Raw genomic sequence first — 14,798 nt, 5'->3', positions numbered from 1 at the left:
TCAGGTGGAAATGTCGGGAGCCGCTGGCTACCAATCGAGCGCGATGTACTTGGTTTCGGTGAAATCGAGCAGGCCCTGATGAGCCCCTTCGCGGCCGAGGCCGCTATGTTTGACTCCGCCGAAAGGTGCTGCAGGGTCCGAGACGAGGCCTCTGTTGAGGGCCACCATGCCGCTTTCGATGCGTTCAGAGATCCTGAGTCCGCGTCGGAGGTCCTCGGTGAACACGTAAGCGGCGAGGCCGTCGTCGGAACTATTGGCAGCGGCGATGACCTCATCTTCGGTATCAAAAGGGATGATCAAGGCCACCGGCCCGAATGTTTCCTCATGCACCATCCGGGCCTCCAGCGGTACGTTGGTTAGAACGGTAGGCGGATAGAAGAACCCCGGACCGTCAAGGGGATTACCTCCGGTGAGCAGTTTGGCACCGTGGCCGACAGCGTCGCGGACCAGCGAGTCAACCTTCCGGACACTGGCCTCATCCACGAGCGGTCCAACCTCGGTATTGTTATCGGTGCCCGGGCCAAAGCGCATTTTCCCCATCCGATCGGCAAGCCGACGGGCGAACTCATCATGGATACCACGCTGGACATAGATGCGGTTTGCTGCTGTGCAAGCCTGACCGCCGTTACGCATCTTAGCGATCATGGCGCCGTCGAGTGCCAGCTCGAGGTCCGCGTCATCAAAAACCAGGAACGGAGCATTGCCGCCCAGTTCCATTGAGCACTTGAGCACGTTCCCGGCCGCTTCCCGCAGCAGGTGGCGACCGACGCTGGTGGAACCTGTGAATGAGAGTTTGCGGACCCGGGAGTCAGCAAGGATCGGGGTGACTACCTCGTTTGTCTTACTCGTGGTGATGACGTTGACCACGCCGGCCGGAGTGCCGGCGTCGATCATTATCTGGGCGATGGCCAAGGCGGTCAGCGGTGTGAGCATTGCCGGCTTTAGCACTGTGGTGCAACCAGCCGCCAACGCGGGGGCCAGTTTCCTCGTGGCCATGGCGGCCGGGAAGTTCCAGGGGGTGATCAGCACGCAGACACCGATTGGCGGGTGCTGGACAAGGATCCGGTTTGACCCCGACGGCGAGACGGACACGTCGCCGATGATCCGGACCGCTTCTTCGGAGTACCAGCGGAAGAACTCTGCGGCATAGGCCACTTCTCCGCGCGCGTCTGCAAGGGCCTTGCCGTTCTCAAGGGAAATCAAGTGGGCCAGCTGCTCGCTGCGCTCAGACATCAATTCGAAGCAGCGGCGCAGAATCTCCGCCCGGCGCCGCGGTGGGGTGGCCGCCCATTCAGGAAAGGCTGCAGCCGCCGCGTCAACTGCAGCGGTACCATCTTCGACGTCAGCGTCGGCAATGTCAGTGATAACCGTTTCGTCGGAGGGGTTGATCACCTCGACGGTGTTCCCGCTGCCAGCGTGCCGCCAAGTGCCGCCAATCAGCAATTGGCGGGGCACCGCCAGACCTTCGATATGGAGCAGTTCATGGGTTGAAAGAAGTGTCATGGATGGTCCTTCGCCAATCAGCGGATGGTGCGGTAGCCAACAAAAGCTGCATGAACAATGGAGTTCACGGCTTCGAGGTCCAGAGGTACGGGATTGTTGTCGATGAGCCGTTTGGAATTCAACGACAATGCGGCGACGTGGGCGAGGTCGCTTTCCTGCAGGCCGATATCCTTCAGCGTCGCGGGCAGTTCAATGGCAGCGATGACCTCATCGATGGCTTCGACACCGGCCAGGGCGGCGTCGCGCTGGTCGAGTTCGCCGATGTCCCGACCCAGGACGTTGGCGATCTGCGCCAGCTGAGGTTGGATGGCTTCGAAATTATGCCGAACAACGTATGGCAACAAGAGGCCGACTCCTACGCCGTGGGGTGTGTGGGTCATTGCACCTACCGGGTACTGGATAGCGTGCGCCGCGGCAGTTCCTGCATTGCTGAGGACGACCCCTCCGTAGAGAGCTGCGAGCATCATCCCCGCCCGGGCTTCTTCGTTTTCCGGGTCTTTGTAGGCCGTGACCAGGTGGCGTCCAACCAAGCCGATGCCGTTCAGGGCAATCGAATCTGTCAGCACGTTTTTACCGACGAAGACCCGTTCATTGGCCAGCGCGGCAGTGGGCTTGCGGGTGATGGCAGTGAACGACTCGACCAAGTGCACGAAGGTGTCTGCGCCCGTGGCGGCGGTTAGGGAGGCCGGACACGAGTATGTGAGCTCAGGATCGCACACTGCGGCATACGGGATGATGTGGGGGCTCGATATGCCCATTTTCATTCCCAGGTCGGGGTCGGAAACCACAGCGATTGCCGTCGCTTCAGACCCGGTGCCGGCAGTGGTGGGAACGGCGATGACAGGTTTGGTGGGACCGGGAACAGCGAACTCGCCATAGTAGTCGCTCGGCTTGCCGCCGTGCGTCAGTAGAACGGACACGACCTTTGCCATATCCATGCAGCTGCCACCGCCAAAACCAACAATGACATCTGTCTCTTGACCATCGAGCTCCTCAACACATGCCAGGATGCCGGGAGTGGGAAGCTCAGCCTGAGTATCCCCATATACCCGTACCGTCAGGTCCCGATCCTTCAGACTCCGGACCAATGCCTGGAGTTCCTCCGAGAGGGCCAATCGCGGGTCCGTGCATATGAGGACGTTCGTTCCGAATTTGGCTGCGATATCAGCGACGGCAAAACGCTGCCCGGCGCCGACAACGACTGTCCGTGGCAGCCTAAGGACGCCGAAAGTTGCGGGACTGATACCCGCTGCGTGCGCACACGACATTGTGTTTGACTCCTAGAGAAGGGACGAGCGACGGCCCTTGGGGGCGCCGCGTGACCCAGCATTCCAGAGCCTTGTGACTGCAGCCATGTGCCCAGAAGCCATAACTTGTTCTGCCGCATGTGTTCAAATGACACGTGCAGGGGCGATGTACGGCCGTTCTCCCCACGAACTTTCCGAGAACTGCTGCGGCGCGCAACCTCACAGCGCCAGTCCGCTGAGAGGCTGGATTTACCGATCGACCAGGATCGGTGAAATACGATGGTGGAATGGTAACCAGTGTTGACGTGGCCCGTCATTTGGGATTGTCGCAATCGACGGTGTCGCGCGCTCTTCGGGGGCATCCGTCCGTCGCTCCGGCCACGAAAGCTCGGATTCTGTCGGTGGCGAGGGAGCTCGGGTACGTGCCCGATGCCGCTGCCCGCATGATGGTGACAAGACGGACCCACGCCGTTGGAGTGGTTGTTGCTGACCTGACCAGCCCCATCTATCCGGTCATTGTTGAGTCCTTGCAAAACAGGCTTCTCGAGCGTGGGTATCGGATGGTCCTCATCCGGGATCCGGACATCTCACCTGATCCTGAGGCTGTTGACGTCCTTGACAGTGCAACGGTCGACGGCATGATATTTGTTTCAGCACGTGAGTCTTCCGCCGCCGTCCGCAGGGTGTTGGAGCGCGGGACCCCCGTGGTGTTGCTCAGCCGCGACGATACAACTGTTGAGGTCGAGGCAGTACTTGCCGATGACCGACGTGCCGGCGAGATCGTCGTCGCCCATCTCGAAGAATTGGGCCACAAGGACATCGGTGTACTGACCACTTTGCGGGACCGGTCCAACGGCCGCGACCGTGAGGACGGGTTCCGGGCCGCGATGGAACGGCGAGGGCTGCAGATTCGCGAAGAGTGGGTTCGACATCTTCGACTCACTCACGACGAGGGTGTTCGAGCCGCCCTGGAGTTGTTGGACAGCGGCGACAGGCCCACAGCCGTCTACTGTGTGACGGATGCGTTGGCCTTTGCCGTCTTGGACGCGGCTGCGCAACTGGGGATCAACGTCCCTGCGGAGCTTTCCGTCGTCGGGTTCGATGATTCCGGGCCTGCGGGGTGGGCGTTCATCAACCTCACCACCGTCCATCAGCCGATCCTTGAGATGTCGTATCTGGCAGTGGACCGTCTCGCTGGGAGGATTGAAGGTGAGCCTCCCAGCGAAACGATGAAGACCGTTTTTCCGGTCCGCTTGCACGTGCGGGCGACGACGGCTCCCGCGGTTTAGGCGGTGTTGCGGCCGCCGCTGAGGTCCAAGGTCTGTCCCGTCATGTAGCTGGCCTCCGCGGAAAGCAACCAAGTGGCCAGCGCGGAAAATTCTTCCGGCAACCCGACTCTGCCCATAGGAACCTTGGAGAGAAGTTGGGCATTTCGTTCGGGGCTCAGGTCCTGAAGGAGCCGGGTTTTCATCATGGAGGGCGCGATGGAATTGACCGTAACACCGTAAGGGGCCACCTCTTTCGCTGCCGTTTTCACCAACGCAACAAGGCCGGCCTTGGACGCAGAGTAAGCCGCCTGGTGCGGATTGCCTTCACGCGCGGATATGGATGAAAGGATGGCAATTCTTCCGTAGGCCTGGCTGGTGAGGACCGGCAGGACGCTGGCAAGGCCGTAAAGGCAGCCGTCCAGATTTACGCTCAGGGTCCTGGCCCATCCCTCTGCCGGCATGTCCGTCACGGAAACCTCAGGTCCCTGTATGCCGTGAGCAAAGAGCGCCCCGTCGATCCTGCCGTAACGCTCCAGAGAGGCTTGCACGGCGTGGTCCCAGTCCTGCCTTTGGGTAACATTCAACGCCATGCAGTTGGACGGGCTGCTGCCGTCACCCCGGCCGCCGGCAGTGACATCGGTGCAGACAACTTTGGCACCTTCGCGTGCCAGTCGATCCGCCGTGTCAGAGCCGAGTCCGCCTGCGGCACCGGTCACCAGGATCACCTGGTCCTGAAAACGACCGGGCCAATAGGTCTCCGGCGTGGCGGTCCGGGCGGTTATTGCTTGGGTAAGTTCGCTCATAGTGTTCACTTCGCTTCAGTTTTCAGGGAGGTTCGAGTCAGCGTTGCAGCTGCCTCATAGAGGTGTTGAAGGTGCGCAACTGTGCCTTGCACCTCGACAGCCAGGACGTCGGGGACTTCGACGCTGACCGGCGTATCCGGGAAGAGATCCAGTATCTCCCTGAGGGGGAAGACACCCTCCCCGGGGGCCAGCCTCTTTGAACGGGATTCGATCTGCCGCCGGGATCCATTGACGTCCTGGCCCAAGGGCATGGCACGAGGGACCGGCAAGTCAGGAGTGTCGACAGGACCGTCACAGAGCTGAATAACAGTCACGGCCTCCGTCGGCAGATACTCCAGTTCCGCAATCCGACCGCCGGCACGCACGAAGTGCAGAATATCGAGCATGATCCCGCAACCGGTTTGCTTTACAAGGCGTCCCGCTTCGGACACGGATGAAAGTGGCTGATACGAGATAGGTTCAACGGAGGGCCGGATCCCGAATCCTCTGGCATCCTCAACCAGCGCGGAAAGACTATCCCGTAGTCGCATGGCGTCCGGATCGCTCCCGATGACGTTGAGAACGCTGGCCCCCAGCGCTGCCCCCGCCTCAAGGACAGGCCCCCACTCAGCACGGCCTCGGTTCCCATCAAGGGTGAATACCTCTACGTCGCGTACAGCTAATCCCCTGTCCGCGAGTCGGTCCAGCATCCGCGCAGATAACTCTGAGCCAGCGGCCATCGGGTAGGTCGATTCGCCCGTGGTGGCAGGGAAGACACGAACGCCGACGGAGGTAAAACCGGCATCAGCCGCAGCGTCCACCAGTTCGGGCGGGCTCAAATGCAGCGCTGACAGGTGGGCCAGGCCAATGGTTCTCTTCATAACTTCCGTCCTGCTCAATAGATGTTTGACCGCGATCCAGCGATGCGCGTATGATCAAAATCACTAAATGACTACGTAGTCATTAAAGCATTCATTCCGCTCGCCAGCAAAGGTGCAGCCGAGCTACAGAAAGGTTGCGGTGAACCGCAATGACGAGTCCCCAAGCCCCCAATACAGTGAGCGCCTCAGCCATGAGCACTCCTCCCCCTCCCCGGGCAGCGGTGAATGCCAAAGCTGGCCGCCGCGCAGCACTGGCCAGCACAGTAGGCGCCATCGTTGACTGGTACGACTTCTTCCTCTATGGCACGGCGGCCGCCGTTGTGTTCGGCCCTTTGTTCTTCCCGTCCGACAACCAGGTCGCCGGCTTGCTGGCCTCGATGGGCTCCTTCGCCGTCGGATTTTTGTTTCGTCCGTTGGGCGGGGCCATCTTCGGGCATTTTGGTGATAAGTACGGTCGCCGCACCATGCTCTTCATCACCGTCATCATGATGGGTCTCGCAAGCACAGCTATCGGTTTGCTTCCCAGCTATGCGGCAATCGGTGTAGCAGCACCCATCCTGCTTGTGACTCTGCGGGCCATCCAAGGCATCGCCGTCGGCGGGGAGTGGGGAGGCGCGGCGCTGATGGCAGTGGAAAACGCGCCGGCAGGTAAACGGAACTTCCTGGCCACCGGCGTCCAGATCGGCTCTTTCGTCGGGTTGCTGCTCGGTACCGGCGCGTTCTCATTGGTTACCGCCATGACCACCCCCGAGCAGTTCCTCACTTGGGGCTGGCGGCTGCCATTTGTGATCAGCATCCTCTTCGCCCTCGTCGGTCTCTGGATCCGCGCCGGAGTGCCGGAATCAGCCGAATTCGCCGCCGCCAAAGAAGAGCACAAGGCCACTCAGGCTCCCTTGGCCGAAGCGCTCAAAACAAGCCCAAAGAAGATCCTGGCCGTGATCGGCATGCGGATGGTGGACCAAAGCACCTTCTACATGGGCTTTACGTTCTCGCTCGCCTATGTCAAGAACTTCACCGACACCCCAGCGTCCACTGTTCTAACCGCTTCCATGGTCGCCATGGTCCTGGCCATTCCTTTCCTGGCGCTCTGGGGTCGGCTCGCCGACAAGTTCGGCAGGAAATGGTTCTACATCATCGGTCCACTGGCCGCAGCGCTTTCAGCTGCCCCATTCTTCGCCGCCCTTGAAAGCGGCGACCTTTTCCCGATGATCCTTGGCTTTGTCGCACTCATCAACCTTGGACATAACATCTCCACCTGCGTTCAGCAAACCTGGTTCACCGACATGTTCGATGTCCGGATCCGATACAGCGGTGCCGGATTTGCCTACGCACTGGCAGGTGCCGTCGGCGGCTTCATACCCCTGATCGCTACTGCCCTGATGGCCAGCAGCGGCAGCTGGGTCCCTGCGGCAGCACTCCTTGCCGGCCTATGCCTCATCGCACTGGTCTCAAGCCTTTGGTCCTACAAATGGGCCAACAAGGAACACCACTAGCTCACAAGTAGCACCCAGTCCCTCTCAGCAATAGACCGGAAGCAGGTGACGGCCAGGAATGGCCCGCACCTGCTTCCCCGCCCGTCACGAGAAAAACGAAGGCCAGAACCGAGTGAAGACCACCAGTATCAATGAAAAAAGCACTATGCCCCGTACTACCCTGGACTGTGACGTCCTGGTCATCGGCTCGGGCGCAGGCGGCCTGTCAGCAGCGGTCACAGCCGCTTACCACGGAATGAAAGTCATCGTTGTGGAAAAGGCGCACGTCTGTGGGGGTGCCACAAGCTGGTCCGGCGGCTGGGCCTGGGCCCCGGGAAACCCCTTGGCCAAGTCGGACGGAATCCACGAGGACCGGGAACTCTTCCGAACCTATCTGCGCCACCGGATCGGGAGAAATTACAGCGTGGAAAGGATCGACGCCTTCCTGGAAGCAGTCCCGCACATGGTCGGGTTCTTCCATAAAAGGACCAGCCTCCAATTCGTCCCCGGGGCCAAGATCAAGGACATCTACGGCCAGACCCCTGGCGCGGGCACCGGAAACCGCTCTGTGGGTCCCAAACCCCTCAATGCACGCAACATGAAGCCCGAGCTCCGGGCAAAGGCCCGCCACCAACTCTACGAAACCTCTTTCCTGGGCATGGGCATCATGGCCGGACCCGATCTGACCAAATTCCTCTCCGCTTCCCAAGGCAACTTTGGCGGACTGCTGCATGCAACCTGGCGGGTAGGACTTCACATCCTGGACCTGCTCGTCCACCGCCGAAACATGCAACTCGTCAACGGCACAGCACTTACCGCCAGGCTCCTGAAGTCAGCTGACGACCTTGGCGTCGACATCCGCGTCTCCACCCCCGCCAAACGTCTCCTCACCGATGAGTCAGGAAAGGTCAGTGGCGCCGTCGTACATTCACCCGACGGCAGCTGCACCATCAACGCATCCCGTGGCGTCGTACTCGCCACGGGCGGCTTCCCCAACGACGTCGCGCGCCGTGCCGAACTATTCCCTAAAACCCCCACCGGTCAAGAACACTGGACCTTGGCCCCCAAAGAAACCATCGGAGACGGCATAACAATGGCCCAAGCCATCGGCGCCAAGTTCGAGACCGACGTCGAATCGCCGGCCGCCTGGTGCCCGGTTTCCCTGGTCCCGTACCGCAACGGCCGGACAGGGACGTTCCCCCACATCATGGACCGGGCCAAACCAGGCAGCATCGGCGTGCTCCGCAACGGCAAACGATTCGTCAACGAAGCAAACGGCTACTACGACTATGTCGAAGGAATGCTCAAAGCAACCCCCGAAGGTGAACCGGTCGAGGCCTGGCAAATCGCGGACGCCGCCTACGTCCGCAAATTTCCTTTGGGAATGGCCAAACCCATTCCCGTTCCACTGTTCCCCTACCTCCGCTCGGGCTACCTGAAGAAAGGCGACACCATTGAAGAACTAGCCGCCGCTTGCGGCATCGATCCAAGGGCTTTGGCACAAACCGTGGCGGACTTCAACGAAAACGCCCGCAAAGGCATCGACCCCGAATTCAACCGGGGAACCACCGAATTCAACCGATACGGCGGAGATCCCAAGAACACACCCAACCCATCACTCCGCCCCTTGGAGAAGGGGCCCTTCTACGCCGTCAAAGTGCTCCCCGGATCCTTCGGAACCTTTGCGGGCCTCGCCACCGACCCACATGCACGTGCCTTGGACACCAGCGGAAAACCCATTGAGGGACTCTACGTTGCCGGCAACGATCAAGCCTCGGTGATGGGCGGACACTATCCAGCGGGAGGCATCAACCTCGGCCCGGCATTAACTTTTGGGTACATCGCCGGGCGTGACCTGGCCGGCGTTGCAGGATACGAAGACGACGGGACGTGAAGATCTGTGCAGCCTTCTGTCCGAAAATAGGGTGGGCGAACATCGCCTTGGAAGGCTGTAACGGGTACACCATCGACCAAGCGCGGTTTCAGGCAAGCAGTCATATTAGCCGCCTGCGCCACAGTGTGATGGTCTAGCTGTACTAACCCGGTAGCTTGGTTACGCGGCTGGCTGGGGAGGCGCCTTTGAGCGCGGTGTGTGGCCTGGTGTGATTGTAGTGCTCGATGAAGCCGGGGAAACAGGCTTGCCGGTCGGGTTTTGAGGTATGGCCGGGCGTAGGCCCATTCTTCGAGGAGGATGCGGTTGAAGCGTTCGACTTTGCCGTTGGTTTGGGGTCGGTAGGGCCTGGTGCGTTTGTGTCTGATCCCAGCTTTTCCAGGACCTGGGCGAAGGTCTTGGACCGGTAGCAGGAGCCGTTATCGGTGAGCACCCTTTGGATCTTCACGCCGTGGGCGGCGAACGCGGCAATGGCGTTGCGCATGAAAGCTGAGGCGGTTTCCTTGGTTTCGTCAGGCAGGATTTCGGAGTAGACGTAGCGGGAGTGGTCATCGACGGCGTGGTGGATGAACGTGTATCCGCGAAGCAGTCGCCGGTTCTTCCGAGCTCCTTCAGCGAGATTCCGGGCACGGACATTGGCTTGTCCGGCCACCCGGCCCAAGCTACGGTGGCCTCCACCGTCCGGGATCCTGCCGAGCTTCTTCACATCGACGTGGATCATTTCACCCGGCCGGGCGTATTCATAACGGCGGGCGCGTTCTTGCCGGATCCTAATTCCTGTTGAACGGTCCGTGAAGCGTATCGGCGGGCAGTGGTAGCGGTGGACTGTGGAGATGTTCAAGTGCAGGTGGTAGGCAATCCTGGCGGGCCCGACGTCTGGATGTCCGAAGACCAACAACCCTGCGTTCTGTCCGCACGGCACTGCGGTGCGGACAGCTCATCGGCTGGCTGGGACGGTCCTGCATGCCGGCTTCGCCGAGATCGACATAGCGCTTGGCCCAGCGAGCAGCCGTTGGTACCGAAACGTTGAACCGTTCAGCGGCCCGACGCAAAGGTCAGTGGCCATCGACCACGCACTGGGCGAGCTTTAGGCGGCCGGCAGGGGCAAGGATCGCTTTAGAGTGGCACACGAGGACCTCCTGGTATGTGTGATTGCTCTCGACAAGCTCCACACAACACCCGGAGGTCCCCTTTATTGCGTCAATTCCCGCCCCGCCCCGTGTCACCACCAACCAACCGGGTTAGTACACCTAGTGCGTGATGCCGCAACCCCATACCTGCATTGCTGTCACACGACCTCCAGATGGTCTTGACGGCCACAGGAGCAACATGGGCGTAGCCGAAGCTCTTCCTCCGGGCTTTCCCGCACACTTGGAGACGACGGGACCTCGCTGACCACCTGCTCACAACGACCTCGCCACTACCGGGTATCTTAACCAGGGCGAGCGGTGGCCGTGCACGGCCTCTATCCGCAGACGTACAGAGGAGGAGACCCGAGGGGTCTCCTCCTCTGTACGTCCGTCCTGGAATCTTGGAGGAATCAGTAGGAGGGTTCAGTACAACTCGCCCTGAAAAACCCCCCGTGCGCCGGGGTTTAGCTGTCTGTTTCTCTGCCAGCGGTTCTTGGCATCCGGCCTAGTGGCTGCTCTAGCCGAGCCCGTATCTCGGATGGTTACCTTAACTATTTTTCTCAGAAATGGTGCCGTCTTGCTGTTTACTGGCGTGCTCAACTTTGGCTTTCCAGGCCGCGTCACGGCCCTGAGCAGTTGCCTCGCATTAAGTCCCTCCGCTGACATGCGCCCGGCTAGTATGCGAAGTGCTTATCCCGGACGGCCAGCAGCAGCGGCACCGCCCCGGCTTTGTCGAAGGTTTCGACCAGGTATGCCGTCAGCCCAAGAAACCCCACGCGAGGACAGAGACGATGTAGATCAGGCCAACCCAAAACATTGCGATCACCGAGTAGCCCATGATGTCCTTGAGTTTCAGCTTGGACAAGGCAAGGGCTGGCATGATCCAGAACGGCTGGACCAGGTCATTCCAGGCATTGCCCAACTGCACCGACATCGAGGTCTGCGCCAGCGAGGAGCCCAAGGTGTTGGCCGCTTCGATCATGAACGGTCCCTGGATAGCCCAGTGGCCGCCCGCACTCGGCGCGAAGAAGTTGATGACGAAGGAGCTGACCAAACCCCAGAACGGCAGACTCTCCTCGGTTGAAACGTTCACGAACCATTGGGAGATAGTCAGTACCAGACCGGAACCGCCCATGATCGCCATAATGCCGGCGTAGAAGGGGAACTGCAGGATGATTCCCGAGATGGTCTTGATACCCTCGTTGAGCTTCGTGGCATACATGATCGGGGTTCCCAGCAGGATGATGCCCAAGAATAGGATGACGAAGTTAATCAGGTTGAGGTCCACGGAGCCGCCTTGGACCATGTGGATCACTACGTAAGCGATACCGAGGGCGCCGATGATCATGCTGATCGCCCTGCTGTTATTGATCCGTGAAGCGAAGGTGTTTTCGGCCAGGTCTTCATTGACGCGGACAGTGGGCTTATCCGACTCGAAGAGTGCCCGGTTGATTTCCTTTACCGGCTGGCCGGGCTTCGGGTGCAGGGCGGCGTTGAGCAGTGGCAGGGTGATGAGGACGACTGCGGCCGTGACGAGCATGGGTAGGGAGAAGATGGTTTGGCCAAGGCCGATAAGGCCCATGTTCTTCTCCAGCGGATGGCCGGGGGTTGCGATGGTCAGCGGAATGGTCGCCGATAAGCCCAGACCGTAGAGCGTGAAGCCGCTGTAAGCGGAGGCGATGATCAGTGGATAGTGCACACCTTTCACTTCCATGGCCAGCTTCTTGGCGACGACGCCGCCGATCACCAGGCCAAAGCCCCAGTTCAGGTATGAGCCGATACCGCCAACGAGCGTCGCGACAATGACGGCGGTGCGCGGTGCGGAGACATGGCTGACGATCCTGTCCAGCAACCGGTCCGTTACGGGAGCGTTCGCCAGCACATAGCCGCAGGCGAGGATGACGGCCATCTGCGTGGTAAAGGCAAGAAGGCCCCAAAAACCTTTACCCCAGCTGGAAATGGAATCGATCGGGTTCTGATGTTGGATAGCCACTGCCAGAATTAACGTCACGATGGTCAAGCCGATTGCGAAGACGAACGAATCCGGCAGGTACTTGCGCATCAGCTCGGTGAAAAAACCTGCAATGTTTTGCATTAGCCCTTGTTTCCCGGACGGAACAGGGCGAGTCTCTAGGTTGGTCATGGGATAACTTCCTCTTTGAAGTAGATGAGATTGATAAGCTGTTCATCACGCCAAGCCACACGGGCTTCCCAGTCTGCCAGCGAGATTAGGGAACGGCGCTCGGCGGCAACGCGCCGCACGAGCGTCCATGCCAGCGAAGGCCCGGCCCATATTTGAGCCTGGGACTCGGTGCCTCCCCGGGTGTTCCAAATCCACCGTTTCAAGCGGTGCATGTAAGACCAGCGCAGGCCAAGACCTACGCGGTCCACACGGTCGACGTCATCAGCCGAGGCCACACCGTCGCGTACAAGGCAATACGCCTCGCGAGGAAAGGCCCCTTGTCGGCGGCTGACGACGAATGCTTCGAATTTCTGATTCACCCGTATCGGACGGAGTCGGTGCAGGGTATCCGGATGCGGGTTGCCGCCCATGCTCAACGCCACGGCCCCGAACAGTTTGTTACGCATTATGGTCGCGGTGCCGACCCCGAGCATCACCAGGCCGAGGGTAAGGAAGAGTGCCCCTGACGCGATGTTGCTCAGGACGGCCCCGACGACAGCAGCCGCCAACATAAGACCAGAATAATAGCGAAACACCGTTCTTGCTCCTCGGAAACTCTCTGCGAAACGCATCTGGTCTGCCTCCCGCCAGGCTGTGGTTCCCGCAAGCGAGAACCACAGCCTGGCGGACGGGACTAGTTGGAGGGGAAGTTATAGGAGGCGCCGGAGGCGTGGGTCGGCTCGGGCCAGCGGGACGTGATTACCTTGCCACGGGTGTAGAAAGAGACGCCTTCGGGGCCGTAGATGTGCTTGTCGCCGAACAGGGAAGCCTTCCACCCGCCGAAGGAGTGGTAGGCCACCGGAACGGGCAGCGGGACGTTGATACCGATCATGCCCACGGTCACCGAGCGCTGGAACTTGCGCGCGTTCGAGCCGGAGGAGGTAAAGATGGCGGTGCCGTTACCGTAGGGGTTGGCATTGATGAGCTCGATGCCGGCATCCAGGTCCTCGACGCGGACGACGACCAGGACGGGTCCGAAGATTTCCTCGGTGTAGGCGGTCATTTCGGTCTTGACATGATCCAGAACGGTAGGGCCTACCCAGAAGCCCTGTTCGTGGCCCGGGACCACCAGGTCCCGGCCATCCACTACCATGGCCGCTCCTGCGGTTTCGGCTTCGGTGACGATCCTGACGATGCGTTCCTTGGAGGCCGGGGTGATGACCGGGCCCATCTCGGCGTCGGGTTCGGTACCGTTCTTAACCTTCACAGCTAAGGCACGTTCTTCGACATTCTTGACCAGCAGGTCCGCTGCGTCCCCGACGGCGACGGCCACAGAGATGGCCATGCAGCGCTCACCGGCGGAACCGAATGCAGCGGCGGCGAGGTGGTCTGCTGCGTTGTCCAGGTCCGCGTCGGGCATCACGATTGCGTGGTTCTTCGCCCCGCCCAGGGCCTGGACCCTTTTGCCGTGCTTGGTGGCGGTTTCGTGGACGTATTGGGCGATCGGGGTGGACCCGACAAAGGAGATGCCGTCGACGTCCGGGTGGGTTAGCAGGCCGTCGACGGTTTCCTTGTCACCGTGAAGGACCTGGAACACGCCATCGGGCAGGCCGGCCTGCTTCCAGAGCTTGGCCAGCAGCATCGAGGCGGAAGGGTCACGTTCGGAGGGCTTGAGGATGAACGCGTTGCCGGTAGCAATGGCCATCGGTGCCATCCACAAGGGCACCATCACAGGGAAGTTGAACGGGGTAATACCTGCCACAACGCCCAGAGGCTCGCGGAAAGAGAAGACATCGATGTTGGTGGAGACCTGGTCCGAGTAATCGCCCTTGAGCAGGGTTGGAATGCCACATGCAAACTCGATCACTTCCAGACCCCGCCCGATCTCGCCCTTAGCATCGGAGAGGACCTTGCCATGCTCAGCAGTGATCAGCTCGGCGAGCTCGTCCACGTGTGCTGCAACCAGTTCACGGAACTTGAACAACACCGCGGTGCGCTTGGCCAAGGAGAAGTCTCCCCACTTTTCCGCCGCGGCCTTCGCTGCGGCGACGGTGGTGTTCAGATCGGCCCGGTTGGCGAGCCGCAGCGTTGCGGAGACGGCGCCGGTGGCGGGGTTGTATACCGGCTGGCTGCGATCGCCGACACCGGCAGTTTCAACACCGTTGATGAAATGCTTGATGGTGGTCATGAATAATCCTTTTCAGAGTCACAAGGTGAGGAGGTCTGTGCCGGGTTCTCTCCGGCAGACAGCCGTTCGTTGGTCCGGTCTTTTCGGAGGAAGTTAAGCGTAGATTTCCTTGTACGTGGCTTGGATCTGCTCAGCATCCGGAATGACAGGTGTTGGGACCTTGAGGCTGGGGGGTGGTCACGAAGAAGTTCATTGGTCAGCGCCTCGGCGAGCCCTGCCGGGTCGGTCCGGCTCAGCTGCGTGGCGTTCATCCCGGCTCACCGTTCAGTCCAGCGCTCGTGATTCCGGTCAGGGCCGCCGACTCGTCGTTGTCG

General features: G+C 60.7%; 10 protein-coding genes and 1 pseudogene. 3 read left to right on the top strand and 8 right to left on the bottom strand.

The annotated features are described in order from the left end of the window. Nucleotides 1–27 precede the first annotated feature (27 nt). Together CQ020_RS13980 and CQ020_RS13975 are read right to left on the bottom strand one after the other, a co-directional pair. Nucleotides 28–1,503, bottom strand: coding sequence for an NAD-dependent succinate-semialdehyde dehydrogenase (locus CQ020_RS13980; protein WP_105692394.1), 1,476 nt, complete (start codon nt 1,501–1,503; stop codon nt 28–30). Nucleotides 1,504–1,520: 17 nt separating this feature from the next. Then, the gene (locus CQ020_RS13975) at nt 1,521–2,771 is read right to left on the bottom strand and encodes an iron-containing alcohol dehydrogenase (RefSeq protein ID WP_105692393.1); all 1,251 of its coding nucleotides are present in this window, start codon (nt 2,769–2,771) and stop codon (nt 1,521–1,523) included. A 266-nt stretch (nt 2,772–3,037) separates the two neighbouring features. Between CQ020_RS13975 and CQ020_RS13970 the strand changes: the two genes are divergently transcribed. After that, a complete protein-coding gene (locus CQ020_RS13970; protein ID WP_105692392.1) occupies nt 3,038–4,039 on the top strand; it encodes a LacI family DNA-binding transcriptional regulator in 1,002 nt (333 codons plus the stop codon). Here CQ020_RS13970 and CQ020_RS13965 read toward each other — a convergent pair. Both CQ020_RS13965 and CQ020_RS13960 read right to left on the bottom strand, forming a co-directional pair. Continuing rightward, complete coding sequence (locus tag CQ020_RS13965) at nt 4,036–4,821, bottom strand: SDR family NAD(P)-dependent oxidoreductase (protein ID WP_146116657.1); 786 nt, start codon at nt 4,819–4,821, stop codon at nt 4,036–4,038. The two genes, CQ020_RS13970 and CQ020_RS13965, sit on opposite strands and share 4 nt — an antisense overlap. A gap of 5 nt (nt 4,822–4,826) precedes the next feature. Further along, nucleotides 4,827–5,681, bottom strand: coding sequence for a sugar phosphate isomerase/epimerase (locus CQ020_RS13960; RefSeq protein WP_105692390.1), 855 nt, complete (start codon nt 5,679–5,681; stop codon nt 4,827–4,829). A gap of 191 nt (nt 5,682–5,872) precedes the next feature. Between CQ020_RS13960 and CQ020_RS13955 the strand changes: the two genes are divergently transcribed. Together CQ020_RS13955 and CQ020_RS13950 are read left to right on the top strand one after the other, a co-directional pair. Beyond that, the gene (locus tag CQ020_RS13955; RefSeq protein ID WP_105692481.1) at nt 5,873–7,174 is read left to right on the top strand and encodes an MFS transporter; all 1,302 of its coding nucleotides are present in this window, start codon (nt 5,873–5,875) and stop codon (nt 7,172–7,174) included. A gap of 145 nt (nt 7,175–7,319) precedes the next feature. Next, entirely contained in the window at nt 7,320–9,047 is a 1,728-nt protein-coding gene (locus tag CQ020_RS13950) for an FAD-dependent oxidoreductase (RefSeq protein WP_105692480.1), read from the top strand. 142 nt (nt 9,048–9,189) lie between these two features. Here CQ020_RS13950 and CQ020_RS13945 read toward each other — a convergent pair. The 4 genes and pseudogenes from CQ020_RS13945 to CQ020_RS13930 all read right to left on the bottom strand — a co-directional run bounded on the left by CQ020_RS13945 (nt 9,190) and on the right by CQ020_RS13930 (nt 14,484). Then, nucleotides 9,190–10,174, bottom strand: a pseudogene (locus CQ020_RS13945) (IS481 family transposase). 757 nt (nt 10,175–10,931) lie between these two features. Then, on the bottom strand, nt 10,932–12,269 hold the full coding sequence (locus CQ020_RS13940; RefSeq protein WP_105692389.1) for a short-chain fatty acid transporter: 1,338 nt from the start codon (nt 12,267–12,269) through the stop codon (nt 10,932–10,934). Between the two features lie 44 nt (nt 12,270–12,313). Then, complete coding sequence (locus CQ020_RS13935) at nt 12,314–12,868, bottom strand: 3-hydroxyacyl-CoA dehydrogenase family protein (RefSeq protein WP_181151881.1); 555 nt, start codon at nt 12,866–12,868, stop codon at nt 12,314–12,316. Between the two features lie 122 nt (nt 12,869–12,990). After that, entirely contained in the window at nt 12,991–14,484 is a 1,494-nt protein-coding gene (locus tag CQ020_RS13930) for a CoA-acylating methylmalonate-semialdehyde dehydrogenase (RefSeq protein ID WP_105692387.1), read from the bottom strand. Nucleotides 14,485–14,798: the final 314 nt, after the last annotated feature.

The organism is Arthrobacter sp. MYb23, from assembly GCF_002979775.1.
Taxonomy (GTDB): Bacteria; Actinomycetota; Actinomycetes; order Actinomycetales; family Micrococcaceae; genus Arthrobacter.
Note: the sequence above shows the minus strand (reverse complement) of the source record. Positions and strands in the feature narration are given on the sequence as shown.

Coding starts and splice junctions, on each gene's coding strand:
- CQ020_RS13980 (WP_105692394.1), bottom strand. CDS start 1,503: ATGACACTTCTTTCAACCCATGAACTGCTCCATATCGAAGGTCTGGCG.
- CQ020_RS13975 (WP_105692393.1), bottom strand. CDS start 2,771: ATGTCGTGTGCGCACGCAGCGGGTATCAGTCCCGCAACTTTCGGCGTC.
- CQ020_RS13970 (WP_105692392.1), top strand. CDS start 3,038: ATGGTAACCAGTGTTGACGTGGCCCGTCATTTGGGATTGTCGCAATCG.
- CQ020_RS13965 (WP_146116657.1), bottom strand. CDS start 4,821: ATGAGCGAACTTACCCAAGCAATAACCGCCCGGACCGCCACGCCGGAG.
- CQ020_RS13960 (WP_105692390.1), bottom strand. CDS start 5,681: ATGAAGAGAACCATTGGCCTGGCCCACCTGTCAGCGCTGCATTTGAGC.
- CQ020_RS13955 (WP_105692481.1), top strand. CDS start 5,873: ATGAGCACTCCTCCCCCTCCCCGGGCAGCGGTGAATGCCAAAGCTGGC.
- CQ020_RS13950 (WP_105692480.1), top strand. CDS start 7,320: ATGCCCCGTACTACCCTGGACTGTGACGTCCTGGTCATCGGCTCGGGC.
- CQ020_RS13940 (WP_105692389.1), bottom strand. CDS start 12,269: ATGCAAAACATTGCAGGTTTTTTCACCGAGCTGATGCGCAAGTACCTG.
- CQ020_RS13935 (WP_181151881.1), bottom strand. CDS start 12,868: ATGTTGGCGGCTGCTGTCGTCGGGGCCGTCCTGAGCAACATCGCGTCA.
- CQ020_RS13930 (WP_105692387.1), bottom strand. CDS start 14,484: ATGACCACCATCAAGCATTTCATCAACGGTGTTGAAACTGCCGGTGTC.